Origin of the sequence: Bartonella sp. TS82HLJMH (assembly GCF_042193495.1) — a bacterium.
Classification (GTDB): domain Bacteria; phylum Pseudomonadota; class Alphaproteobacteria; order Rhizobiales; family Rhizobiaceae; genus Bartonella; species Bartonella grahamii.
Genome location: NZ_JBHILU010000006.1, coordinates 41,037 through 67,768 on the forward strand (window position 1 = coordinate 41,037; position 26,732 = coordinate 67,768).

15 protein-coding genes and 1 pseudogene are annotated in these 26,732 nt (G+C 35.3%); 9 read left to right on the plus strand and 7 right to left on the minus strand.

Features of this window, described 5'->3' with window-relative positions; translation table 11 throughout:
• Positions 1–29: 29 nt before the first annotated feature.
• Positions 30–1,853: a phosphogluconate dehydratase gene (edd, locus tag ACFIKO_RS04200; protein WP_375619710.1), complete on the plus strand. Its 1,824-nt coding sequence runs from the start codon at positions 30–32 to the stop codon at positions 1,851–1,853.
• Positions 1,854–1,919: 66 nt separating this feature from the next.
• On the opposite strand, the gene folD is transcribed toward edd, so the two are convergent.
• The gene (folD, locus tag ACFIKO_RS04205; protein ID WP_375619711.1) at positions 1,920–2,819 is read right to left on the minus strand and encodes a bifunctional methylenetetrahydrofolate dehydrogenase/methenyltetrahydrofolate cyclohydrolase FolD; all 900 of its coding nucleotides are present in this window, start codon (positions 2,817–2,819) and stop codon (positions 1,920–1,922) included.
• Between the two features lie 314 nt (positions 2,820–3,133).
• Between folD and ACFIKO_RS04210 the strand changes: the two genes are divergently transcribed.
• Entirely contained in the window at positions 3,134–5,014 is a 1,881-nt protein-coding gene (locus ACFIKO_RS04210; RefSeq protein WP_375673398.1) for an AsmA family protein, read from the plus strand.
• A 313-nt stretch (positions 5,015–5,327) separates the two neighbouring features.
• On the opposite strand, the gene ACFIKO_RS04215 is transcribed toward ACFIKO_RS04210, so the two are convergent.
• Positions 5,328–5,471, minus strand: coding sequence for a hypothetical protein (locus ACFIKO_RS04215; protein ID WP_012754785.1), 144 nt, complete (start codon positions 5,469–5,471; stop codon positions 5,328–5,330).
• Between the two features lie 234 nt (positions 5,472–5,705).
• Here ACFIKO_RS04215 and ACFIKO_RS04220 point away from each other — a divergent pair, with 234 nt between their 5' ends.
• Positions 5,706–6,449, plus strand: a complete 744-nt coding sequence (locus ACFIKO_RS04220) for a 16S rRNA (uracil(1498)-N(3))-methyltransferase (RefSeq protein WP_375619713.1) — start codon at positions 5,706–5,708, stop codon at positions 6,447–6,449.
• Positions 6,450–6,517: 68 nt separating this feature from the next.
• Positions 6,518–7,891, plus strand: coding sequence for a glutamate--cysteine ligase (locus ACFIKO_RS04225; RefSeq protein WP_375619714.1), 1,374 nt, complete (start codon positions 6,518–6,520; stop codon positions 7,889–7,891).
• Between the two features lie 1,942 nt (positions 7,892–9,833).
• Here the strand turns inward: ACFIKO_RS04225 and ACFIKO_RS04230 are convergent.
• Positions 9,834–10,950: pseudogene (locus ACFIKO_RS04230) on the minus strand (type ISP restriction/modification enzyme); the annotation flags it as partial.
• Positions 10,951–11,750: 800 nt separating this feature from the next.
• Between ACFIKO_RS04230 and ACFIKO_RS04235 the strand changes: the two are divergent.
• Positions 11,751–13,106, plus strand: a complete 1,356-nt coding sequence (locus tag ACFIKO_RS04235) for an L-cystine transporter (RefSeq protein WP_375619715.1) — start codon at positions 11,751–11,753, stop codon at positions 13,104–13,106.
• A gap of 7 nt (positions 13,107–13,113) precedes the next feature.
• Here the strand turns inward: ACFIKO_RS04235 and ACFIKO_RS04240 are convergent, their stop codons facing one another.
• A complete protein-coding gene (locus ACFIKO_RS04240) occupies positions 13,114–13,992 on the minus strand; it encodes a methyltransferase (RefSeq protein WP_375619716.1) in 879 nt (292 codons plus the stop codon).
• A 197-nt stretch (positions 13,993–14,189) separates the two neighbouring features.
• On the opposite strand from ACFIKO_RS04240, the gene ACFIKO_RS04245 reads away from it, so the two are divergent.
• Together ACFIKO_RS04245 and grxC are read left to right on the plus strand one after the other, a co-directional pair.
• A complete protein-coding gene (locus ACFIKO_RS04245; protein ID WP_012754790.1) occupies positions 14,190–14,975 on the plus strand; it encodes a ComF family protein in 786 nt (261 codons plus the stop codon).
• Positions 14,976–15,022: 47 nt separating this feature from the next.
• The gene (gene grxC, locus ACFIKO_RS04250) at positions 15,023–15,277 is read left to right on the plus strand and encodes a glutaredoxin 3 (RefSeq protein WP_273787883.1); all 255 of its coding nucleotides are present in this window, start codon (positions 15,023–15,025) and stop codon (positions 15,275–15,277) included.
• 20 nt (positions 15,278–15,297) lie between these two features.
• Here the strand turns inward: grxC and ubiG are convergent, their stop codons facing one another.
• Positions 15,298–16,041 carry a bifunctional 2-polyprenyl-6-hydroxyphenol methylase/3-demethylubiquinol 3-O-methyltransferase UbiG gene (gene ubiG, locus ACFIKO_RS04255; protein WP_375619717.1) on the minus strand — a complete coding sequence of 248 codons (744 nt, stop codon included), beginning with the start codon at positions 16,039–16,041 and terminating at the stop codon, positions 15,298–15,300.
• 189 nt (positions 16,042–16,230) lie between these two features.
• Here ubiG and ACFIKO_RS04260 point away from each other — a divergent pair, with 189 nt between their 5' ends.
• Positions 16,231–17,487 carry an aspartate kinase gene (locus ACFIKO_RS04260; protein ID WP_012754793.1) on the plus strand — a complete coding sequence of 419 codons (1,257 nt, stop codon included), beginning with the start codon at positions 16,231–16,233 and terminating at the stop codon, positions 17,485–17,487.
• A gap of 3,591 nt (positions 17,488–21,078) precedes the next feature.
• On the opposite strand, the gene nhaA is transcribed toward ACFIKO_RS04260, so the two are convergent.
• Both nhaA and ACFIKO_RS04270 read right to left on the minus strand, forming a co-directional pair.
• On the minus strand, positions 21,079–22,437 hold the full coding sequence (nhaA, locus tag ACFIKO_RS04265) for a Na+/H+ antiporter NhaA (protein ID WP_375619718.1): 1,359 nt from the start codon (positions 22,435–22,437) through the stop codon (positions 21,079–21,081).
• A gap of 145 nt (positions 22,438–22,582) precedes the next feature.
• A complete protein-coding gene (locus tag ACFIKO_RS04270; protein WP_375673402.1) occupies positions 22,583–24,289 on the minus strand; it encodes a hypothetical protein in 1,707 nt (568 codons plus the stop codon).
• A 354-nt stretch (positions 24,290–24,643) separates the two neighbouring features.
• Between ACFIKO_RS04270 and ACFIKO_RS04275 the strand changes: the two genes are divergently transcribed.
• Positions 24,644–26,416 (plus strand): SLC13 family permease, encoded by a 1,773-nt coding sequence (locus tag ACFIKO_RS04275; protein ID WP_375619720.1) that lies wholly within the window; start codon positions 24,644–24,646, stop codon positions 26,414–26,416.
• Positions 26,417–26,732: the final 316 nt, after the last annotated feature.

Genomic DNA, 26,732 nt, shown 5'->3' on the forward strand with positions numbered 1-26,732 from the left:
GTCTCTCTCAATGAAAGAGGGAGGGGAATATGACACTTTCCAAGACTATTGCTACAGTTACACGAAGGATTTATGAACGTTCTCGATCAACACGAGAAATTTACTTAGATCGTATTGCGAAAGCACAAGTTCATCGCCCCAAACGGAGTTTTTTAGGATGTGCCAATCAGGCTCACGGTTTTGCTGCTTGTGGTGCAATAGATAAAGAGCGTTTGAAGGGAAATATCGTTGGGAATATTGGCATTATCACGGCATATAACGATTTACTTTCAGCTCATCAACCTTTTGAAAAATTTCCTCACTTAATTAAAGAGTCGGCCCGTATGGTTGGTGGTGTTGCACAGGTTGCAGGTGGTGTTCCCGCGATGTGCGATGGTGTTACGCAGGGAAATGCGGGGATGGAGCTTTCCCTTTTTTCGCGTGAAGTAATTGCAATGGCGACAGCTATAAGCTTATCACACGATGTCTTTGATGCAGCATTGTATCTTGGGGTATGTGATAAAATTGTACCAGGTTTATTGATTGGTGCACTAACATTTGGTCATTTACCAGGAATTTTTATACCAGCTGGTCCTATGACAAGTGGTCAAGGTAATGATGAAAAAGCGAAGATACGTCAACTTTACGCGGAAAATAAAATAGATCGCCAAACACTTTTAGCATCAGAAGCACGTTCTTATCATGGACCAGGAACATGTACATTTTACGGAACCGCTAACTCTAATCAGGTGATACTGGAGATGATGGGGCTTCATATGCCGGGAGCTTCTTTTGTTAATGCGAATACACCGTTGCGTGATGCTTTAACAAAAGAAGCTACGAAACGTGTACTTGAAATAACAGATCTTGGTGATCATTATAGTCCACTTGGTATGATCATTGATGAGCGTTCTTTTGTGAATGCCATTGTAGGATTAAATGCAACAGGAGGTTCTACCAATCACACGATTCATTTGATTGCTATGGCTGCTGTTTGCGGTATTAAATTGACATGGCATGATATTGCAGAAATTTCATCTGTTGTGCCTCTTTTAGCGCGCATTTATCCTAATGGTTTAGCGGATATCAATCATTTTTATGCTGCTGGGGGGATGGGATTTATTATTCGCGAGCTTATCGAGGCAGGTTTAGTACATGAAGATGTTTCTACGGTTTTTGGTAAAGATCTCAATGCTTATGCAATTGAAGCAAAGCTTTCTGCTGATGGTCATGTGGTGCGTGAAGCGGCTCTCAAGGAAAGTGGTGATCATAAGGTGTTAGCAGGGTGGAGAAAGCCATTTCAGCCTGACGGTGGTCTTCGTGTTTTATCGGGAGATTTGGGAACAGCTATTATAAAAGTTTCCTCTGTTAAACCAGAGTATTGGCAGATTAAAGCACCAGTCTTTGTTTTTAATGATCAAGAGGAACTACAAAAATCGTTTAAATCTGGAGTGTTGTATGGTAAAGATTTTATCGCTGTCATTCGCTATCAAGGACCAAAAGCCAATGGTATGCCAGAGCTTCATAAATTAACGACCATTTTAGGCGTTTTACAAGATCGCGGTCAAAAGGTAGCATTGATAACCGATGGGCGTATGTCAGGGGCGTCAGGAAAAATTCCTGCTGCCATTCATGTGACACCGGAAGCAGTGGATAATGGCCCCATTGCACGTTTGCAGGATGGTGATATTATTTTTCTTGATGCTCGTGAGGGTAAATTAACTCTTTTGGAGGATTTAGCAAAATTTAACGTGCGAAAAATCATACCTCCTGATCTTTCAAAAAACGAACATGGTGTTGGACGCGAACTTTTTCATGTTTTTCGTCAATCCGTTAATCGTGCAGATCAAGGAGCATCTGTTTTTATGACATGAAAAATGCAAAAATAAACAAGCTTAATCATGTACAATAAAACCATATACAAGAAATTGTTACAATTCTTAGAGTTTTGGTATAGGCAGATTGTGTGATCGCGCGGCGGCTTTAAGTGTATTAACCATAAGCATGGCAATAGTCATTGGCCCAACGCCTCCTGGAACAGGGGTGATCGCAGCAGCTTTTTCTTTTACATTTTCAAAATCGACATCACCAACAAGACGTGTTTTCCCTATACCTTTTTCTGGTGCAGCAACGCGGTTAATACCGACATCAATAACAATTGCACCATTTTTTATCCAGTCTTTTTTAATCATTTGTGGGCGGCCTACAGCTGCTACTAGAATATCAGCGCTTCGACACACATCATCAAGGTCACGGGTACGACTATGGGCAATTGTCACAGTGGCATTGGCTGCTGTTAAAAGGGCAGCCATAGGTTTTCCAACAATATTAGAGCGTCCAACAACGACAGCATCAAGTCCAGATAAATCTTGCCCACAGTGTTGTTCAATCATCATCATGGCACCAGCTGGTGTGCAGGGAATAATCGCATCTTCAAGTGCATTTGCCGCGAGTTTTCCTACATTAATATAATGAAAACCATCAACATCTTTTTGGAAAGCAACGGCTTGTGTTATGCGATTTGTATTCATATGAGCAGGGAGAGGCAGCTGTACCAAAATACCATGAATTTTTGGATCAGAATTTAATGTTGCAATAAGTTGAAGGAGTTCTTTTTCTTGCGTTTCTTTGGAAACGACATGTTTGATTGAACGAAACCCACATTCTTCGGCTTTTTTATTTTTTGAGGTGACATATATTTGACTTGCGGGATCATCTCCAACGATAATAACAGCGATACTAGGTTGTATATTATAGTGATGGCGGAGCTTTATTGTTTCGGCCTTAACTTTCGCAATAATCTCTTCAGCAAGTTTTTTTCCATCGATAATATTATTCATTCAGAGATCCTTTCGGTAAGGCTGTTTGTTTTTTTGTAAAGCATTTTCTAATAATACGATAGAGTTTTATAGCAATATTCATATGAGAACAGTAAGAATGGTTTTATAATGTTGTGGATTTATAGTTTTGAAGACTTTTAAATAATTGCTTTATAAAGAAGCAGCAACATTGCTGTTTGAATAAATTTTGGATAAAGAACAAAAATAATGAAGATACAAAGTGGATATAGTGAATTATAGGGTTATAAAAACTTTTTATGATCATTTAAGTTTGTTTTTAATCTGTTATAGGGGGATAAATATAGAGGGATATTGTGCGCATCAGAATAATAAAATTTTTGAGCGGAATTTTTATTACAATTATCTTTTTATTTGGAGTGGGGATTCTCGTTTTACCTTATCTTATCTCTACAGATGCGATTCGTATTCGTTTAGCGCAGGATTTGAGTGCATGGACCGGTTACAATGTGCAATTGCGTGATCCACCGCGGTTACATCTTTTTCCTTATCCTAAAGCATTTCTTTCTGGCGTTACTTTAACATCAAAAATGGATGATGTTGCGCCATTAATGGAAGCTGAATCAATAGAAGTTGATCTTTCTGTCGTCGATCTTCTTTGGGGACATGTTTCTTTTTCAGAGACGCGGATTATGCGTCCTCAATTTGTTATGGAAAAGCCTGTTAAAACAATAGCAGATTTTTTTGATCGGTTTTCTCGCTCACAAGGTGCATTAGGGTTGGCAATACGCAATACGCGTGAAATATTAAAACATAATCCTGAACATCCAGAGATAGAGCACCTTTTAAAACAACCTTTTGGGCGGATTGTCATTAAAAATGGTGTTCTTGTTTATCACGATAGTTTTTCGGGGATGGCAGAAAAAATAACAGGATTAAATGCGACTTTAGATTGTCCGGAATCGACTCAGGAAGTACGGTTACGTGCAGATGCGCGTTGGCGCGGAGAATTTACAAAGTTATCAATTGATGCTTCTCAAGCATTGCTGCTTCTTGCAGGAGGAAAAAGTCATATTAAGGCAAGTCTCAATTCTGTACGTGGGGGAATAACTTTTATAGGAAAGGCTCGGTTATCTGAATATTATATTTTTGACGGAAAAGTATCGATGCGTTCTCCAGGATGGAATCAGACATTGTCTTGGGTTGGTGGAAATCAGTTTTGGGGACATAAATTAAAAATACCCATTGTATGGGAATCTCATTTTTTAGCGCAGCCAATGCATATTCAAATGAACAATGTTACATTTACGATAGGGAAAGCCAATGTGCGAGGAGCTTTAAAACTCGATTTTCAAGATTATGTACCAAATGTCATGGGCTCGTTAGCCTTTGACAACCTAGATCTTCGCCTCTTGGGTTCAATGTTTTTTTCAGGTAAAAAGAAAAATGCCTTCTTTGATATGACAATTTTTGATCGTATTGGCGTGGATATACGACTTTCTGCGCCACAAGCTAAAGTAGGAAATATTTCACTTACAAATTTAGCTGCTGCAATACAAATAAGAAATGGGCATGGTATTTTTGATCTTGGACATGCGAATATTTTTGGTGGATCCGTGCAAAGTAATATTGAAGTTACGCCAGCTGGACAGAAAGTGTGTATTGGAGGAAATATTTCAGGGGCTTCTATTGATATGCAGGAGACTTTAGAAACCTTGGGATTTATTCCATTTATACAAAGCAAAACAAATTTTACTGCAACGGTACGAACATTTGCTGATTCTTGGCGAGAAACTTTTACGAAAATGCAAGGTGAATTAACACTGAAGATGTCTTCTGGTCGGCTCTTAGGGTATGATTTGAATGAATTACAAACAAGACTTTTAAATAAACAACAATTTCTTTTAATGACTAATGATACTTTTTCAACAACATTTGATCACTGGGATATTCAGACAAGCTTTTCAGAAGGTATGATGAAGGTGACAGAGTCATTAATGCGTACAGCAGACTTGAGCTTATCCATTCAAGGAACCGTTGCAACTGCTATTGCGCAAGGGAAGCAGAATGAATTGATATTACAGGCAGAACTACGCAAAAATTATAGATCAGAAACTTTATGTAAAGATGTCCAATGTCTCGCTAATAGCCTTGCATGGCCTTTTACATTTTCTCTAAGCTCTAAAGGACAAAATCATGGTAATTTTTGGGTTACAAAAGACATTGACGCAGATTAAGAATTATTTTTCATCTATATAACATTCTATCTTACTAATGGTAATTCGTCTTTTTACAACTTAAAGTTGTCTTTTAAATTTAAATCAGAGGTCCCACTATCATAAGATTTTCTTATTTTAAATTCGTTCGTGATGAAGCAGTAAAAATCGTTCTCTCCGTCATAAGTGTGGTTGATATAGATAAATGCTTGAAGAGAGGAATAAAAATCCCTCTTATGGAATCTTTCAAATACATGAAATTCATAATATTGATGCAAATCTTATAAAAGTTTCTCAAAAACATTAAATTTTTAAGGGGGATGTCGGCCAGTGCCTACTGAATCCCAGAAGAAATACCATAGCCATCTTTGGTAATTGTATGCTTCCCATCTGCTCCAACAGAACCAATTCCCACTGTAATCAAAATAAAGGCTAAGAGGGTTGTAATCGTAATAATTGTAGCTTTTTTAGCAGACATATTTTTCCTCCACGGATGCATCAATGACTGAATGCAAGATGAATGGTGCATTATTTAAACTTTCATGAAAGTAGAATCACTTAAGGATCTATAAGTTCCTATTATTATCTCATAAAGCTAAAAAAACTCTATAATTCTTTAATATATTATAGTTCTATAGATATAATTTTTTCTTTTTGCTATATATTTTTCTTTATTTTCTCGATGACAATAGTGAGCATTGGCAAAATTTTTATGCGCATAAATTATAAACTTAAAAGATTATTTATACGACAGACATTGGCTTTGAATGAAGAAATAAAGATAGAGGGGGCACAAGCTTCTTATCTTGTGCATGTTTTGCGTATGAAAGAAGGAGCAGAAATTTTACTTTTTAATGGACAGGATGGTGAGTGGCTTGCTAAACTTATCATTGTTAAGAAAAAATTTGTTGTGGTTCAGCTTATCCATCAAGAAAGATTACAAACGACGCATTCCAATCTTATTTATTGTTTTGCTCCACTCAAAAACGCGCGGTTGGATTATATGGTGCAGAAAGCTGTTGAAATGGGGGTATCGATTTTGCAGCCTGTTATAACGCATCATACGCAGGTTACGCGTATCAATATGGCGCGTATGGAAGCCAATGTTATTGAAGCTTCTGAACAGTGTGGCATTTTATCTCTCCCTGAATGCGTATCTGCTCTATCATTAACAGAACTTTTAGTACGATGGGATGAGACACAGCCTTTATTCTTTTGTGATGAAGAGCATAAATTGCATAATCCATTACCTTCTTTTAAAAGGCGTGACGTTACAACACCTGGTATTCTTATTGGACCGGAAGGTGGCTTTAGTGAAGAAGAGCGGAACTTTTTAAAAAAATATCCTTTTGTGGTTCCAATATCATTAGGTCCGCGTATTTTACGCGCTGACACTGCCGCTGTTGCTGCTTTGGCTCTTCTTAATGCTACCGTGGGGGATTGGGCAATGGATTGAGAAATCTGTAAAATCATTCTAAACAATTCATTTAAGATGATGATACCAATGATAGGATACGATAAGTTATGGCGCTTGATATAACTGATGAAAGTGAAATTTATAACTTAGATTCCTTGGTTAGCTATTTCCAAGGGGGGTATAAAGCAGAAGATGATTGGCGTATTGGTACAGAACATGAAAAATTTCCGTTTTATAAAGATGGTTTTCACCCTGTTCCTTATGAAGGAGAGAGGGGAATCCGAGCTCTTTTAGAGAGGATGCAAAGCGCCTTAGGGTGGAAACCTATTTTAGATGAAGAGAATATTATTGGGCTCGTAGGATCAGTTGATCAGGGAGCCATTTCTTTGGAACCTGGAGGACAATTTGAATTATCTGGTGCACCATTAAAATCAGTAGGCCATACATATCACGAGTTGATGGAGCATTTAACTCTTCTCAAAAAAATTGCAGAACCATTGGGTATAGGTTTTCTAGGTCTTGGAGCTAGTCCAAAGTGGACTTTAGCTGAAACGCCGCGAATGCCTAAATCACGTTATCAGATTATGACTGATTATATGCCTAAAGTGGGGCATAATGGTCTTAATATGATGTATCGCACATCAACAGTTCAGGTTAATCTTGATTTTTCATCTGAAAGTGATATGCGGCGAAAAATGCAGGTATCCATGAAATTACAGTCCATTGCAACAGCATTATTTGCAAGTTCACCTTTTACAGAAGGACGCCCAAATGGCTTTTTGTCGTGGCGTTCTGAAATTTGGCGTAATACGGATAATCAGAGGACAGGCGTTCTTCCCTTTATATTTTCTGAGCGTTTTGGTTTTGCTGATTATGTTGAATGGGCTCTTGATGTTCCAATGTATTTTGTTGTGCGTGATGGTCGTTATTATGATTGTACACATATAACGTTTCGCCAGTTTATGAATGGAGCATTAAAAGGACAAGTTGCAAATTCAATTCCAAACATGGGAGATTGGATTAATCACTTATCAACGTTATTTCCTGAAGTCCGCTTAAAAAGATTTTTAGAAATGAGAGGAGCTGATTGCGGCTCTTGGAAGCAAATTTGTGCGTTGTCGGCTTTTTGGGTCGGGCTTCTTTATGATAGGGAAGCACTTAATGAGGCAGAATCTTTGACAAAAGATTGGTGTTTTGAAGAAGTTTTAGATATGCGCCAACGCGTTCCTAAAGAAGGGTTAAGAACTCCTTTTCGTCAAACTATTCTTTTAGAGTTAGCGCGTCAAGCTCTCGCTATTGCCCGAAAAGGCTTAAAAAATCGCAAACAGTATGATACGAATGGTTTTGATGAAACAAATTTTCTTAATCCTTTAGAAGAGGTTGTTGCAATAGGAAAAACAGATGCTGAAAAATTTTTGTCTCATTACTATTCTATTTGGAATGAATCTGTAGAACCTTTATTTTTAGAATGTGCCTATTAAATTTGAAGAAAAGATATTTCCTACTTTTTAAACAATGCATATCACCGTGGTGGCTCATTCACTCATTTGCTCTAGAGAGCATATCCTGCCTTTCTTTTAACATTTCTCATAAAGGGTACAACACAAAAATCTCTTGGGCAGTGTGATTTTTATACCCAATAATATCACGATATTTCCGTAATCTTAATGTTGTACCTTTGTGCTAAAGATAGCTCATAAAAGATATACTTAAGCTTATTATCAAACATTTTTTATTCACATAGCTCATCCCACTTATGAATAGGTCTGAAAATAATATTTTTCACTTTTAAAAGGGATAAAAAATATAATTTGCGTTTAAAGGAGGAGATATGCCAAAAATCATTTTTAATAGGTAATTTCTTGAAATTATGTTGCTAATATGAATATTTCTTTATGTCTTATTATTCTCACTACATGTATTTGATTATATTATAGCAATATGTGTTATTCTTTTGTTACAAGAGTAAAGTATGGAATAAAAATAAAAAATTTCAGTTTTTGCAGAGACGGGCAACGAAAACTTTTTTGTTAGCTAAACATATCTAGTGCACTTTTAAATTTTTCTTCTTCCATTTTTTAGTAGCCAGATCTCAAAGGGCTTTTATACCTTTTTGTACCATTATACGATATAGTTATACAGTCATCATGAAGGCAATAGATGTATTTTAAAAACGGGTAGGAAAATTACAGGAGATCATTTTCTCTATACAGATAATTTATTCTTTTGCTATTTCTTCTTTTTAGCGATATTCTGAATTTCTATAGTTGTTATTTGAGGTATGACTGATAAAGTTCGTTGTACGGATAGAGATCATTCACTTTGGTATATCCAAGTGATATTAATACAGCAAACAAAACGATCAATAGAGAAGATAAAACAATAAATGTTACGGTACGTTTCATGAGTGATTTAACTCCTTATCTTCGATAAATAGGCCGGTATTGAATAGGGGGCTATTACGACGGTTGATATCATTTAACTTGGTTATATCAATGGTATATGTGATATTTTTGTTGGTATTGTGTTTCAAATTATATTGAATGATATGTAGATTACGAGTGGCGTTGCATTTCCCATAAAAGGGTATTGTATGGCATAGCTACATCCGACAAAGTACTCATATGCTAACAAAAACATAAAATACAGTAAGTATTTTAAAGGTGTGGAAAATGCTTTTTCATAGCATATCTGCTAATATATATAGTATTTATATGACGCAATACTTATTTATTATCAATAAATATTTTATATTTCAAAGATATATTATGGAATTCATTAAACGATTGCGTTATTTTCTTATCTATAACATTAGTAATATTTATAAACGCTCTCATCATGCGTATTTTTAGCTTTATAACGTATCAGTTTTTACTAAATGGTTTTAATGATTTTTGTGGATTTTGTTTATAAGGGTTTCTAATCTGAACAACTTTAATGGGCACCGTGCTCTTTATAACCAATGCGTTCATTTGCATTGTGATTATGAAAACCTGCTTTTTTCACGCATGCTCTATAGCTATTATATTTTTATAGTCATGGCATTGTTTTTCTTTTAGTAAATTGAACCGACAAAATAGATCATTTTAGTGAGTGATTAAATATATCTTATGAAAAGCATGTGATCCTTTAAAGCCATTTCAAAAGATAGGTTCTAGTCATAAAAAATGCTATTAAGACCATTATGGTTATTAGTTTTGAGGTTCTTGAAGATTTTGAGGATTTTAGACACCTTAAAAATCTATAAGTAAAATGAATACATAAAGCTCTTTTTCAACAGAGCTTTTGAAAACAATAAAGCTGTCTTTTTAAGATTGTAGATAATAAACTTAATAAGATGATTGAGGTTATAGACTGCCGTTTTAAAGCAATACACAAGAGACCTTTATGAGGTGTGTTAACCTCATAAGTCTATTCGGTTTCTCACACTTCTAATTTTGGTAGTTTCTTAACAATTTTCATTGTTTCTAAACTTACAGTATGATCCTTTGAAACAACTCTAATGGATAAGCAGGGTTACCAATGATTCCAATAGTATAGCGATTAGGATCATTAACAATACCACTCTTTTTATCTGTCTTTACACATTGACGCTTCATAACCCATTCAAGAGTGGAGTTGCCATTAACAATATACTCATAAGCTTCAAGAGAGATGTCTGTCATGATGATATTGCTGTTGTAAATAACAGTAGATTTATCCTTTTTTAAAGGTCACAAGATAAGGCTCCCCACCTTCATAATTCATGTGCAAGTGATCAAATTCACACTCTATTGTCACAATATCCAGAAATCGTTAGCGCTTTTTACACAAGGGATAGGAGGCAATTCTTTGCATAAATTTTTCATAAACTATGAGCATAGCGAGCACGGTAATCTTTTGAATGCAATAATCCGTAAACGTAATAGAATAGATCATCTTTAGTTATGCTCTCACTAGGATAAGCAGCTTAAAATGCGCTAATCCTTTATCAGTGATAGAATCACGCCTCTGTAAACCAGATGTTTTTCTTTCCTTTATTGAATTTGTAAACAAATGGGATTGTTTCTCATCATGGTCAGTTATAGAAGATTCAACGTTTTTATAAAGATACCGTGGAAAGCATTGGCCTGTATCTATTGCATCTAGATTAGGTAAATTCTTAGCTATCAACACAGAAAAACCGCTTCGTGCTCCTATGCTTGTAATTTCGATGGCTCTATTTTCTACTGCTTGCCTCATAGGGAATACATGTGGTATCTGATAAACTCCATCATTGAAGATACGATTATAATAGAGCCATAGTCGTGTAAAAGGACGATACGAACTTTGCGTGAGACATGTCTCTTCAAATTCAAAAAATCTTCCTCTTATTAGTTCTTGCTTAACATTATAACGTTAACTTATCTTTTTTATATCTCAAAGTGCTAAAATTATCTACAGTATGTGCCCATGTTGTTCGATCAGCATATGGATAGGTATCGTTAAAACGTTTTACTACGCTATTATAAAAAACAATCATATTATTTATATTTCTGCCCAAGCTCCGCTCTCTAATGTTGCGACAGCTCTTGCATTAAGACGTTTCATAAGAGGTATTTCTACTCCTTTTCTTATACATTTTTTTATCCACACGCCAACCCTGCTTGTGACGTGCAAGCAAATGATTTTGATTGATTCAAGATAAACAGTTTGAAATGAGAGAATCTTACGTTATCCTGGACTCTCATTTAATATAAAAAAACAGTAAATTATTATTATAAATCAAAACATTTTTGTTCAATAGGCATTGTGGCTTTCAAAGTCTTTTTTATGACTATAAAAAGAATTTCGAAAAATAAAAAAGCTTTCATTGAGAGCAAAGAAAGAATGTATGAAAGGTATTTTTAATAAAATAATTATATTTGAAATGCTGATCAAAGCTGTTGAGAGTGCAGTCCATAAAATTAGCAAAAGTAGCTTGTTGGTGTATTTTCTAGAAAAATCATGAATGTTCGATTATTAATTCATCCTTTCTTGGAAAGCTCGCTTCAGTTCAGATAGCAAAAGAGAGAGGTAAGGATATTTATAGGATAAGACACGCTGGAATTATTCAGTATTGAGATGCAATGAATGTTGTTTATATTTCTTTTTTTTAACTATTTTATGAGAGCGTAAATTTAAAGAATAAGAGGATAATTTTATTTATTTTCTTTAAACAGTTATTAGTAGATAAAAAATTCTCTTTTAATCTGTAAATTAAAAAAATAATGATTTTGTAAAATCCTTATAAGCTTTATGTTAATTTTAAATATCATGCATTGATTTTGAATTATGCAGATTATTTACGTCAATCATAACAATAGTAAGTGAGCATAGACAATGACATTTAATTTTTTCGTCAATTTATTTCTATTTGTTATTTTTTTATTATTGGTTTCTCAAAGTAAGAGAATGCAATGGAGTCTTTCACTACGTGTTATGCTAGGGCTTATCCTTGGCTTGATTTTTGGAAGTGTTTTGCAGTTTATTTATGGAGAGGGTGAAAGCACTTTATTGAAATCCGTTGAATGGTTTAACATTGTTGGTGAGGGCTATATCTTATTGTTGCAAATGATTGTTATGCCACTGGTTTTTATCTCTATTGTTTCAGCAGTTGCTCATTTACATTCTGTTTATGCTGTTGGAAAGATGAGTATAATAACAATTTCAATATTGCTTTTTACAACGGCTCTTTCAGCATTGGTTGGTGTGCTTGTGATTAATTTTTTTGGATTAACAGCCGATGGTTTAGTGCATGAAGGGCAAAATGTTTCTGCTATTCTTGAAGGTCATATTTCTAAACTTGGAGATATGAATATACCAAAGATGATTTTGTCGATGATTCCTAAAAATCCATTTGCTGAGTTGAGTGGAGCTAAACGTACGTCAATTATCAGTGTTGTTATTTTTGCGTCATTTTTAGGTGCAGCGGTTCTTCTTTTAAAGAAAGATGAGCCAGAAAAAGGAGAAAAAGCGCTTTTATTTATTCAAGTGGGACAAGCTTGGATTATGCGGTTAGTCCGTATTGTGATTGCTCTGACGCCTTATGGTATTTTTGCACTTATGACGAAAGTAGGAGCAATATCGCGTATTGCAGATATTTTAAATTTACTGGTTTTTATCATTGCCTCTTATGTCGGTATTATTTTAATTTTTGGAATTCATGGTGTATTGCTTGGTATTTCTGGGGTTAATCCCTTTCGTTTTTTCAAAAAGGTTTTACCGGTTTTAACATTTGCTTTTAGCAGTCGTTCAAGTGCTGCAAGTATTCCTTTGAATATTGAAGCGCAAACACAGTGGATAGGTGTACCACAACCCATTGCGAGTTTTGCAGCTTCTTTTGGGGCTACAATTGGACAAAATGGTTGTGCTGGTCTTTATCCAGCGATGCTTGCAACCATGATTGCACCGTCTATGGGGATTAACCCTCTTGATCCTACTTGGATTGCTACGCTTATTGGGGTTGTGACTTTGAGTTCTATTGGTGTTGCTGGTGTGGGGGGAGGCGCTATTTTCGCTGCATTGATTGTGTTACCAATTATGGGGCTTCCTGTTACTTTGGTTGCTGTACTTATCTCTATTGAACCGCTAATTGATATGGGACGAACCGCTCTAAACGTGAGCGATTCAATGATAGCTGGAACGATCACCAGTCAAATGTTACAGACAACAGATAAAAGTATTTTTAAAAAATAATTTTAGGTTATGTTTTTTGGGGTTGTAAAACATCTGTAAGAGATATTTGCGCTGAACCAGGTTGTAAGGGTTTTTGTTGATTGGGATGAGGAGCCCAACCAGAGAGCCAGATGAAAGAAAAATGTGCACGAATACGTCCATCAGGATCACTAAATCGTTGTGCATAGATTTCAGCTGCGCGAAGAAAAAAACGTTTGGATACAGGGCGTCGTGAACGATTGATGAGTGCATTTTGCATTCCCATAGCTTTAAGATCGCGCATAAGGTCAAACATTGTATTATAACGTATTGTGATATCTTCAACGTCTGCTACAGGCAGAGCAAAGCCAACACGCTGTAAAAGAGCGCCTGCATCACGAATGTCGGCAAAAGGATAAATCCTAGGGCTTGCTCCACCATAAATTTCACTTTCAGCTTGCAGCAGACTTTCGCGCAATTCTCTTAATGTACCAGCTCCTGCCATAACAGCAAGAAATAAGCCATCTGGTTTAAGGGTATTTTTTATCTGGCTTAAAACACCAGGGGTATCATTGGTCAATTGTAATGAAAGAAGTGAAACAATAAGGTCACAGTAACTTTGAGGTAAATCAAGAAATTCTCGATGACGTAAATGAAATTTTTTATCATGGCTTTGGTAAAGCGTATCGGTCTCAATACGTTCTATAGAACAAACTTTTCCAGATTTCATTAAAGCTTGCGCAGCAAGGTCTGTATGGCTGTGTAAATCGAGAGCTAATGTAAAGAGGCGATCAACAGTGCTAAGACGTTTATAGAGATCTTCTGCCATGTGAGAGAGTAAAAAGTCGTATCCTTTTTTTGCTTTTTGAAAGGCACGTTTTCGGAATTGTTCAATGCGGTTATGATCAAAAATTAAAGGATGCGACATATTGTGGAACACTTTCGATCTATGAAAGAATATATTTTGAAAAGGTTCATTATTTGTGCAAGCTCTGTCAAGTTTATAATATAAAAGAAAAATAAATTTATAGAAGGTAAGAGTTTTTAAAGGAATTAAAATTATAAATTGAGGAAATACAAAGGAACTTTTGTTCTGAGGGAAACTTGTAAAAGCCTAAATTTATAATGTTGTATTTTCGAGAAGCGGCGTTAAGTAGTGGGGATATACTAAGTAAGTTCATTGAACGCTTGAAAACGGTGCTTTATCCACCAATTTGTCCTGGATGTAAGCAAAATGTTTCTACTTATGGCACGATTTGCTCCGAATGTTGGAAAGACCTTCAATTTATCACTAAACCTTATTGTCCTGTTATGGGGACTCCCTTTGTTTGTGATATGGGGGATGGTTTTCTCAGTGGTGAAGCGCTTCGTAATTCTCATCCTTTTTCACGTGTCCGTTCTGCTATTGTTCATAAAGGGCTTGCACGAGCTTTAGTAACGCGCTTAAAATATGGTGATCATATAGAATTGGCATCATTTATGGCCAACTGGATGATGTTTGCTGGACGCGAGGTTATTGATGATTGTGATGTTATTATTCCCATTCCATTGCATTTTCGTCGTTTTTGGGAGAGACGTTATAATCAATCTGCTGAGCTTGCGCGTTATATTGCAGCATCACAAAAAAAGCTTTTAAAACCGAGTTGGCTTGTTCGTTGTCGGCATACCCGTCCGCAGGTTAGTCTTTCTTCGAGAGAGAGAAAACTTAACGTAAAAAATGCTTTTAAGGTTTCGCATAAGGTTAAAAAATATCTCAAAGGATGTTCTGTTTTGCTGATTGATGATGTATTTACAACAGGTGCAACAGTTACAGCAGCAGCTGCTGCATTAAAATATGCAGGTGCACGACAGGTTGATGTGCTAACATTTTCGCGTGTTCTCAAAGAAGATTCTATTTTTCCCTCCTCGTAAGAGGAATTTAAAGTGAATATTATTAAAAAATATTGGAGGATAATACTATGAAAGAGATAATAATTTATACACGCCCTAACTGCCCTTATTGCACAAAAGCACGTGATTTGCTTAATAAAAAAGGCGTAAAGTATACAGATATTGATGCTTCCACATCCCTTCGCCAAGAAATGGTACAGCGTGCAAATGGACGTAATACATTTCCACAAATTTTTATAGGTGATTATCACGTTGGCGGTTGTGATGATCTTTATGCTTTAGAGGCTGAGGGAAAGCTCAATTCTTTATTACAAGGCGTATAATATTTGTAAATTACATATCCTTAAGACCGTTTTGCGAGAAGGAGATAGTTAACGCCCATGTCTTTTGAGCGATTCCAGCTGTCGTTTAATGGGTTATAAGTAATCCCTATCTCATCAATGACAGTCAGAGCGTTTTTTGATAAGAAGTTTTTAAGTTCTAGAGGTTTTAGGAATTTTTTATAATCATGTGTTCCTTTAGGAAGCCAACGTAGAATATATTCAGCGCCTACAATAGCAAGCCCCCATGATTTCCACGTGCGGTTGAGTGTTGAGACAAACATTAACCCTTGTGGTTTCAACATTTTTGCTGTAGCTGCTATGAAGAGATTAACATCAGCGACATGTTCAACAACTTCCATATTAAGGATGATATCAAATTTTTCTCCTTCATTGGCAAGAGCTTCTGCTGTCATCGTGCGGTAATCAATGGAAAGATCATTTTGAGCTGCATGGGTTTTTGCGACTTCAATATTTGTTTGTGCAGCATCAACGCCTACGACCATAGCGCCAAGACGTGCCATTGGTTCACATAACAAGCCTCCTCCACAGCCAATATCAAGAATTTTCAAATTATCAAAGGGCGTAAATGAACAAGGGTCACGATTAAACTCTAAACAGATTTTTTCTCTGATGTAAGCAAGGCGCGTTGGGTTAAATTGGTGAAGAGGTCGAAATTTTCCTTGTGGATTCCACCATTCTGTAGCAATACGTGAAAAATGATCAATTTCACTTTGATCAATAGTTGTTTGTGTTTCATCTATCATGTTGCCTGCCTTTTATTTTTAATGATCAAGTCCAGTCGATTTTATACAAAGTCAAGAGAAATTAATATAATCATAATGAAACTTGCACAAATGATAGATATTCGCTATGTCGAGAAAATGGTTAGTTGATACAGCATCTAATTCTCATTACCGTTTGAGATAAAAGATGTAAAGGTAAGAGTGTTATTAATGGCGCGCATTGTCATGAAATTCGGTGGAACATCTGTAGCAAATATTGAATGTATTCATAATGTTGCACGGCATGTCAAAAGAGAGATTGATGCAGGCAATGAGGTTGCAGTTGTCGTATCAGCGATGGCTGGTAAAACCAATGAGCTTGTTCAGTGGACGTGTGATGCTTCCTCCAAGCATAGAGATGCTCGTGAATATGATGTTGTGGTTGCTTCTGGTGAACAGGTTACTTCAGGTTTGTTGGCTTTGACACTTCAAGAAATGGGTGTGAATGCACGTTCATGGCTTGGTTGGCAAATTCCTATTCATACAGACAATGCGCATGGACGTGCACGTATTACTGATATTGATGGATCTTTTTTAATCGAGTGTTTTCAGGAAGGTCAGGTTGCCGTTATTGCTGGTTTTCAAGGGTTAGCTCCAGATAACCGGATTTCTACCTTAGGGCGTGGGGGATCAGATACAAGTGCTGTTGCTATAGCCGCGGCTGTACAAGCTGATCGCTGTGATATTTATACGGATGTAGATGGTGTTTATACAACGGATCCACGTATAGAACCGAAAGCGCGTCGTTTACCAAAAGTAGCTTTTGAAGAAATGCTGGAAATGGCTTCTCTTGGTGCAAAGGTTTTACAGGTTCGTTCTGTTGAATTGGCAATGGTTCATAAGGTTCGTACCTTTGTGCGTTCAAGTTTTGAGGATCCTGATGCGTTAGGTATGGAGGATCCAATGAGTTCTTCTGGAACACTTATTTGCGATGAGGATGAAATCGTGGAACAACAAAATGTTACTGGTATTGCTTTTGCTAAGGATGAAGCGCAAATTTCCCTTCGTCGGCTTGCCGATCGTCCAGGGATTTCGGCAGCAATTTTTGGTCCCTTGGCTGAAGAGCGCATTAATGTTGATATGATTGTGCAAAATATTTCTGAAGATGGCTCAAAAACTGATATGACTTTTACTGTACCATCATCAGATGTAGAAAAAGCCGTTGCACTTCTTGAGAAGAATCGCAAAGAAATTGGATTTGATGTTCTCCAATTTGAAAGTGATCTTGCCAAGGTATCTGTGATTGGTATTGGAATGCGTAGCCATGCAGGTGTTGCCGCTACAGCATTTAAGGCTTTGGCTGAAAAGGGTATTAACATTCAAGCAATTACGACCTCAGAAATTAAAATTTCTATTTTGATTGATAGTGCTTACACTGAACTTGCGGTTAGAACATTACATGCTGTTTATGCACTTGATAAGGGATGAGCATTTTTTAGTTTTAACAAAGTTTCAATAACATAAAGCTTTAATATATATTAATAATTTTTGTTAAGGATAATTTATATTTTTAACTTAAATAGAATATTTAATACAGCAAAACTCTCTTATTTTAAATTTGTTCATGATGAATTTAAAAATGATTACTTATACATGACAAGAGAAAGATGTTTGGGTAAAAACTGTTTAAGAAGGGATATAAAATATGCCGTCTATAAACGTTTAGAGCCTATAGAGAGTGATGGAGAAGTCTTTACAATAAGCTTATAGAATAAGGAACAATGCACTGCGTTTATTCAAAGGATGCATGTGCATGAGGGACAGCCTCGTGCATACAGATTTGATATTATAAATCTTAGAGAAATTTGAGCTCATTGGATTAGTGATGTAATTACCAAAAATAGAATCGAAGATGTATTTTCTAGAGATATTTAACTTGACTCAAATGGTTTTTTATGGCTTTATATATACCTTGTAAATTTAGTTTTTCCGTATTATGAGGCAATAAAAAATATATCTCTGTAGACAATATTTGTGTTACGCTATAAGTTATAAAATTACTATATCTTATGCGTTTACGGCTTATAGCTCTTCAGAAGCATTTTTCATAAAATCATGTAACGATAGATCAAAATTAAATGATAATGTCATAGCGTGTTGCTTGCATGATTTCATTACTTAAATTTTTTCTCATGTCTATTTATCTTTTTTTCAATTATGATTAAGATTTTCAGAGTTTTCGGTACCTCCATATTGTTCTTTAGGTTAACTTTCTTCCCTTGACTACTCTATTAAAAGTATTTTCTTTGTCATCCTGCCAATCACGCATGAAATACATTATTTCTTTTGTGCTGTATATTGTGCTAGTTTCTTATCATGTTTACATATTTTTCAAATGGTTGTTTTTGTAAGTAAAACTCTTCTTGTAAGAAATATAGCCATTTTTATTATTCTAATTTTGTTAAATATTTTTTCCCACAATTTGTTTTTATTATATGAATGCGAAACGTATTCTCTTGTTTTGTAATTGCTTTTTAATAGCATAATGCATTCGAATGAGGATATCCATTTGAGGTGAATATAAGATATGTTATCAAAGTGCAATAATTAATACACTTATTCCCAATAATGCTATTTTTATAAATATTATTTTCTATAGTCTTTTGTATTTTTTTTAGTTTGTGCTTGTCTGGTATCTTTTATTACTCAATTTTTTCTACATATCTCAGTTTTTCAGTATTCTGCAGGTAGAGTGACTCCTTCAACTTGTTTCTTTTGTGCATCTTTGTACGCTTTACCACTGGGAATATTTACGATTCTATATTTTATGTATCTAGGCAGAATAATTGGTTCTTCTATCAATCTTCCACTATATTATTTCAAATATCTTGACTATTAACTTAATATTAGCTGCGATAATAGCAAGCATCTTGAGTACTACAAACTTTAAATTGTAAATATTCTATAGCATTTCATTATATACTTCATCACTAAGGATAAGATAATACGCTTGAGTAACCAGTACATAGAGGTAGTTTAAAATTTCTCTGCCATTATTGGCTGTATTAAATTGCCTACTATTAATTTGTTTCTTTAATAATTCAGAATTATGCGAAATGAAAAAATTATCTTGAGTAGTATAGTCTATAGTTTTTAGATGGTTTACGATTTTTTTAGTTGTAAAGATCTTTTTTGATATACGTATATCTTTGATTTTACAACTTTTGTTATCTGTACCTGTGTAGTATTATGTTCACAAGAAGCAACAAATATTCCTCTGGAGATTACAGCTGGTAGAATAAGGTTTTTAAATATGAGGTGGCTTACTAAATTTTCTTTATAATTTATTTTTATATAATGCGTGTTAATTTTACTTGATTAATATATAAAGATTTTAGTTGAAATATTATTTTACTCTTATTGTATTTAATTTAGCGTTGTATAATTCGAAAGTCTCGGAAATATTGTTTTTTTAATTATCTGTAAAGAGTATTTTATGGTATCAAGAAATATAAAGCTAGCTCTGTAAACAAAAAGAAAATGAATATCAAATAAGGGCGGGAAAAGGGGAGAGCAACGATATATATGCTCTATTTTTCCACTGATCATATGTTTTAGAATAGTCTAAATGACTATGGTTTTCTTTTTTCCCGCGAGTTAATTACGTAAACTAGAGTGCTCTCTATGGAAGCATGCTTCAAGTTTAATTCTTTCATGGGGGGAGAGACAAGCGATGTGTCTATGATAAAAAACGATGATATTTTTCCTCTCCATTGTCAATCTAGTGGTGATTTTATAACGTTGTTATTCCAAATAAATCTTTTGTTTCTTGTTACCTATATCAATATCTAATGTCAGCGCAGATGCATGTTTGACGATATATTGAGATGGATAAGGGGACTACGAGCAACTCCTGTTTTTGTATGCCAGATAGGGACAAGGATGTTGCGTATAACTTGTTGGAGGAATCTCTGAAATGGAGATAAAACCTAATTGGGGAGAATATGAAGCCATAAAAGTGAAAACCAGCTTCCATTTTACAACTTCCTTTTAATTCTGCTTTACAACGTTCAAAGGCATTGACAGCAATATCTTTTAAATAATGGATATTACATATTGATTCACGTTTTTGTTTATCGCGTTATTTAAATCGTATATGCCTTTCACGTAAAACAAAACGCTATTTATTACCAATTTACGCGCTTGTTTTAAAGAAATATTTCTCCCCAAACCCATTACAGCGCCTGTGGATGGCGTAACGTAAAATTTATTGGGAACCATCTCCTTTACTGAAATCAGAGGTGTCAGTTGGTCGTCATCATTTTATTTTTAGTTTTCGTGTTGAACAGCTCTTGTGTTGACATGATGAAGCATTCTTATTTCTTTCTTCGAATAATTTTACTCCATACTCCTCCTCGGTTTGTGACGTGTAAGCGAATAGTCTTGATTGATTGATCATGTACAGATTTGAAATGAGAAAATCTTACGATATTGGGACTCCATTCAAGATTTATAATGATAAATCAAATATTTTTGCAAAAAAATAATGAGCCTTTTAAGAAGATGAAAATTAAAGTTTTTTAGAATACCGGCAATAAAATCAGTAACGAGGAAGGTGGTTTATTGGGAAAAAATAAGCCATGGAATTACTTAACTGATTACGGAATTTTGCTTATTCTTATCTGTTTCGTATAATTAAAGATAAGATATTGATTTATAATAATTAAATTTTTCTTTATAGTGAATAACTTCCCGACGAAAGGCAGCTTCTCTGAAACCACGAAGCCTTTTATATTGAAACAATTAAAATCATTCTTGTGTATATCACGATTGGAGTTAGTGTATGAATAAAAGATTATTGAAGAAAGGAATAAAAATATTTCTTATGAATCTTCTTAAGTATCAAAGGTGTTGCGACATTAGAGACTAGTAAATAGTATGATGATATTAGTTTTCTCCTTCATAAGTGTAAAGATGAGGTGAGACAACGGATTTCACATTAAATATTGTCCGAATCCAACAAATGAGCAAAATCACTTTTTAAGAGTTTTGCATAAAAATGTATTTTCAGTTAGTTTGTTAGGAACTATGAGAAATTCCTTTATTGCGCTTAATATAAATAAATCCATATCCCAGACCGATAAGAGCAGATAAACCAGAGCCACAAAGGACGCCAATTTTTGCAGCATCAAGCAGAATAATATCTTTAAAAGCGAGCATTGAAACAAAGATAGACATTGTAAAGCCAATTCCTGCTAAAAAACCAATGAGTAAAACACCTGTCCATGTCATATGAGGGGGTAGGCGGCATAGCCCTGATTTTACGGCTATATAACTGGCTGTGATAATACCAAGAGGCTTACCAACGAAAAGACCAATGACAACACCCAAAACAATCAAGAATGATTTGTCAGAAGAAAGATCAAAGTTTGCAAAACTTACTCCTGCATTTGCGAAGGCAAAGACCGGCATGATACCGTATGCAACCCATGGATGCAACGCTTTTTGAACGCGTGTTACTGGAGCAATCATGGCCCGTTGTCCTTTGCGCATTTTTTTCAATGCGGTTGAAATATGATGCAGATCTGTTTTTGTATTTTTTTCTTGAAGAATTTGCATAGCGTTACTGAGCATGGTGAGTGGCGCCACAAGAGTACGGGTAGGAAGAACGGGAGTCATCATTCCTAAGATTACACCAGCAAGTGATGGGTGAACACCTGTTACCATTAAACCCCACCAGATGATTGCACCGGGTAAAATGTAAAGCCATGCTGATGCAAGTCCGATCCACTGAAAAAATAGCACCAAAGCAATACCTGCTCCTGCAATCATTAAACCGCTAGGATCAATGTTTGTTGAGTAGAAAAAAGCAATAATAAGAACAGCGATAATATCATCAATAATCGCTAATGATAGAAGAATAATATGAAGATTAGAAGGAATTTTTTTTCCAAGAAGAGCAAGAATACCTAGAGCAAAGGCAATATCTGTTGCTGTTGGCACAGCCCAACCGCGTATATGCCCCTCGTTAAAGTTGAAGATAAAGTAAATAATTGCGGGAACACAAACGCCTCCTATTGCGGCAACAATTGGTAAGATTGCTTGTCTAAAATCGGCAAGAGCACCTTCATGAATTTCGCGTCGAATTTCCATTCCTGCGACGAGAAAGAAAATAGTCATAAGAGCATCATTAACCCAGAAATGTAAATCCCATGAAAGAGTGAAATGACCCAAATTAAAGCCAAGAGGTGTATGCCAAAAAGATTCATAGAAAGCAGCATATTTAGAATTGGCAAAAATAAGTGCAGAAGCAGCAGCTAATAAAAGAACAATACCACTAAGAGCTTCAATATGGAGAAAACGCTCGATAGCAGAAAGCGCTTGATTGGTGACACGAGAAGCGCGATTAGGCAGGCGATTTGAAGATAAATCAGACATGAACAACTCCAAGCATCGACATTTTAGATTCTATATTCTCTGTGTAAATGACTCCGTATGGTACCTTCTGTATCATATAAAAGCAAAAAGAGGAATAAAGTTCTTAATTTATAGACAAGATCATCATATTTAAAGCACAAAATGTTTAAGGTGATGCTTCATTTTTTATAGTGAGATGTACTTTGCTTAAAGCCTTAGATAGATCATTTTGTAGAGCAGATTCGAGATCAACCATTGTGAGCCCCTTATTATCTTTTGCTTTAATTTTAACAATTAATGTTTGTGGATTTTTAGCAAATTCCCCTAAGGATTTTGAAATTTTTTCTGCTTCGTCATGATTTTTTAGCAGCATTTTTGGGGTCTGCGTCATCATTAGATAGAAATCGTCATAGAGTTCTTTTTTAAGATCATGTTGGCTGTCATTAAGATTTTGCGCAAGATAAGAAAAAAGCTTATCAATAAAACCGGCATCCCTATATTGCACATCAATTTCATTGATGCCAAAGTCTTTAGAAGCAGCAATCATTACATTTTTCTGACCAGAAAAAAGCTTTTCATCAACATCAATAACTTTAGCCGATATGTTCCCAGATCCAACGTCTTTCATATTAAAAGACATTGCATCAAGAAGGAGCATACGTTTTTTTTCATCGTAAGAAATATCAATTTTTCCTGAAATGTCAAAGCGCTCAAAGTTCAGATTTTTGAAGAAATCTAAGTCTTTTTCATTCATTTTTTTAGGTAAAACAGAAAGGTTATTGAGAGAAAGAAAAAGCTTTTTGGGGATAGGTTGTTTCCACAAGGTTGGTTTAAATTGGAGTGATTCGAGTGTTGCTTTCAACTGCGGTATATCAACGGTGATATTATCAATTTTGGCATCCGCTGAGGTAATGGCGAGCAGTATGTTTAGAAGAAGACCATTTTGTGCTATTTTTTCAGCGATTTTATTATTCTCTTTTCTTGCATTAAGATAAGCTTTGATCAATTTTTCAGGAGTTTGTTCAAGCGGCTTCATTTTTAAACCAGATGTTTTAAACTGTCCGAGGAAGAAAGAACTGCTTTTTTCCGTTTCTTCAAAAACATCGATACTTACATTATTCAGAGAAATGGGACCAGTAACGGTTTTGCCTTTGTTGAGAGCGTTGTTTTTTCCAAAAATGATAGAATAGGCATAGTTGATGTCGATATCATGGGCTTTTATTTTATCACTTTTAGCCATAAGCTGTATCTGTTTGGCACCATTTACTGCAACTGTTTTAAGATCTATATTTTTAATACTAACTGAACGGATATGGCCATTTTTAAAATCAGAAAGCTGGAAATTCTTGACTTCAACCGTTTCTATTCGGTTATTTTTATTTTCTATAGAAAGTTGTATATTGGGAGCAATAATTGAAGAAAGCTCAATACGCATCATTGATTGTAAAAGCCGTGATGTTATCGTTCTATCTTTTTCTTTTAAGGATACACTCCGAAGAGAAATTTGGGGAATTGTCACATGAATATTATTATGCTTTAAATCAACATTATAAAATGTAAAAGTTCCGGGAATAAAGGAAAGAGGAGGACGGGCAGAAATGGCACCAATTCTAAGTGATGTACCAGTTGGAACGGGTAATGTCACATTCTTCAAATTGACTCTACCTAGAATGCTTACTTCAGATGTTCGGGCTTTTATACCACGACGGGCTATTTCTTGTTTTACAAAACTGTCAAGATAGGGTTTTGCGATATAAAATCCACCAACAATTATAATTGCTAAGATAGCAACAAATCCAATGATGCAAGTGAGCCAATATCTGAGGTTATTTTGATACCCACTATTAAGATTGACCATTCTTTCTTCTTTCATTTTTATCACTCTTTGAATTGAGAGTGAAGATAAATTCTTTTAAGCAACGACAAAGGTTTAAATATAGCGTGTACCAGTTTCAACAATTATCTACTCTCTATATTAGAGTTATTCTCATCTTTTTTGCAATATAGCTTTATCAACTTTTATCAATTTTCTTTGGGTTTAGGTCTTTATAGAAAAGAACGCATAATAAGGAGAGGTAACTTTATGCGCATCATAATTTTTTGTCACTTTAAAACTATCCTAAAATATTCCGATGTCTGTTTTTATCTTGCTGCTGTTTATAGGAATATTTAAAACATAAAAAATATGTTTTTGTGCATTATAATTTAATGGGGAGAGGTGAGTGTTATGACAGAAAATCAAATAATGGCTTTTTCGATCATTGGTCTCATGATGGTTGTTTTTATTTGGGATCGATTTCGTTATGATCTTGTTGCTATTTGTACGTTATTAATAGCTTGTGCTCTTGGTCTTGTCAGTCCGAAGGAAGCTTTTAGCGGTTTTAGTAATGATATTGTTATTATCGTGGGGAGTGTGTTTGTTGTTAGTACGGCCGTATCGCGCTCTGGTATAATGGAATTTATTATTCAACGGATATGGCCAGACGTGAAATCTGTGCGTTTTCAATTAGCTTTTTTAGTTCTTTCTGTTGTCGTATTATCAATGTTTGTTAAAAACATTGGTGCTTTGGCTATTATGCTTCCGATAGCTTTTCAGTTTGCACGTCGTTCTCAGGTTTCTCCTTCTGTCTTTTTGATGCCCATGGCCTTTGGTTCTTTGTTGGGGGGGCTTATGACACAGATAGGAACATCTCCTAATGTTGTTATTTCAGCGATGCAAGAACGTTTAGCAGGAACACCTTTTACTATGTTTGATTTTACACCAGTTGGTGCGGTTATTGCGGCGGCTGGTGTTGTATATTTAGTCTTTTTTTATTGGCTTTTGCCTGTACGTGTGCGTTCAGGTGTATCATTTGATGATGCCATTGATATTCGTAATTATGTTGCAGAAGTGCGTATTCCAATAAATTCACCGATTATAGGGAAAAATATTGTTGATTTGGTTAAGCCATCAAGTGGTGACGTTATGGTAATTCAAATCATCAGAAACAAAGTATCTATTTCACCGTTACCAGATTTTGTTTTGTCTGAAAATGATATTATTTTGCTGGAAGGGTCGCATACAGGGTTAGATAGCGTGATGAACTCTGCTCGTTTAGAGTTTTCTAAGGGGCGAACTATTGCTGCAGGTGATAAGGATAGTGACATCGATATTATTGAAGCAGTCATCACCCATAATTCACCTCTTATTGGTATTAGTGCGAAAGAGTTTTCCCTATTTGATCACTATAATGTAAATTTGCTTGCATTAAGTCGTCAACATGAAAGGGTGCGGGGAAGACTTGATGATATTATTTTCCATCTTGGCGATGTGATTGTTTTGCAAGGACAGGATGCAGTTATTCCAAATTTATTAAGAGAATTGAAATGCCTGCCCCTAGCAAAACGAAATATTGTGTTTGGAAATTTACGACATGGTTTCATCTCTTTAGCTGTTTTATTTATAGCAATTATTTTTACAGCTTTTCATATTGTTCCCGTTGCGTTTGCTTTTTTTTCTGCTGCTGCTGCAATGGTTATCTTTCGCGTTTTGCCCGCGCGTGATCTGTATCAGGCATTAGATGGCCAAATATTAGTACTATTAGCGGCTCTTATTCCAGTGAGTGAAGCGTTAGAAAAAACAGGATGTACGGATCTCATTGGTCAATGGCTGAGCCAATTGGCAATATTTTTCCCACCATCTGGTGCCTTAGCACTTATGTTGGTGACAGCTATGTTGGTCACGCCATTTTTGAATAATGCAGCAACAGTGATGATGGTAGCACCAATTGCGTCAAGTTTTGCTCATTCCCTACATTATAAGCCTGAAGCTTTTTTGATGGCTGTTGCAATTGGTGCGGGCTGTGAGTTTCTTACACCTATTGGACATCAAAGTAATATGCTCGTGATGGCACCAGGAGGATATCGTTTTAGTGATTATCCACGTTTGGGTGCTCCATTGGCGGTGTTGATCGTTATTATTGCTGTCCCAATGCTTATGTGGGTCTGGCCCTTACAATAGGATATTTTTAGAAACTTTAAGGATCAATTACAAAAGGTTGTTAATCGTATAAAGATAAGTTGAAGGGATACATTTTGTATAAAAAGCTTTAACTGAAGATTTGAAATTATACCACACTTTAATTATGGCACTTCGGTATTTTTGATAAAGATAAGATTTATCTATTTGGTTTTAGTAGGTATTCGTGGAAATTTATTTTTTGTTCAAGTTTTTAAAAGAATTGTCTTTTCTACTATAATCCAATATTATCAACGATTGCGTTGAAGACTCTAAAAGATTATCTCCCTATATAATGGGGAGAAAGTCCGTTTGAGAT

Coding starts and splice junctions, on each gene's coding strand:
- ACFIKO_RS04275 (WP_375619720.1), top strand. CDS start 24,644: ATGACAGAAAATCAAATAATGGCTTTTTCGATCATTGGTCTCATGATG.
- grxC (WP_273787883.1), top strand. CDS start 15,023: ATGAAAGAGATAATAATTTATACACGCCCTAACTGCCCTTATTGCACA.
- ACFIKO_RS04260 (WP_012754793.1), top strand. CDS start 16,231: ATGGCGCGCATTGTCATGAAATTCGGTGGAACATCTGTAGCAAATATT.
- ACFIKO_RS04235 (WP_375619715.1), top strand. CDS start 11,751: ATGACATTTAATTTTTTCGTCAATTTATTTCTATTTGTTATTTTTTTA.
- edd (WP_375619710.1), top strand. CDS start 30: ATGACACTTTCCAAGACTATTGCTACAGTTACACGAAGGATTTATGAA.
- ACFIKO_RS04245 (WP_012754790.1), top strand. CDS start 14,190: ATGTTGTATTTTCGAGAAGCGGCGTTAAGTAGTGGGGATATACTAAGT.
- ACFIKO_RS04240 (WP_375619716.1), bottom strand. CDS start 13,992: ATGTCGCATCCTTTAATTTTTGATCATAACCGCATTGAACAATTCCGA.
- folD (WP_375619711.1), bottom strand. CDS start 2,819: ATGAATAATATTATCGATGGAAAAAAACTTGCTGAAGAGATTATTGCG.
- ubiG (WP_375619717.1), bottom strand. CDS start 16,041: ATGATAGATGAAACACAAACAACTATTGATCAAAGTGAAATTGATCAT.
- ACFIKO_RS04225 (WP_375619714.1), top strand. CDS start 6,518: ATGGCGCTTGATATAACTGATGAAAGTGAAATTTATAACTTAGATTCC.
- ACFIKO_RS04220 (WP_375619713.1), top strand. CDS start 5,706: ATGCGCATAAATTATAAACTTAAAAGATTATTTATACGACAGACATTG.
- ACFIKO_RS04270 (WP_375673402.1), bottom strand. CDS start 24,289: ATGAAAGAAGAAAGAATGGTCAATCTTAATAGTGGGTATCAAAATAAC.
- nhaA (WP_375619718.1), bottom strand. CDS start 22,437: ATGTCTGATTTATCTTCAAATCGCCTGCCTAATCGCGCTTCTCGTGTC.
- ACFIKO_RS04215 (WP_012754785.1), bottom strand. CDS start 5,471: ATGTCTGCTAAAAAAGCTACAATTATTACGATTACAACCCTCTTAGCC.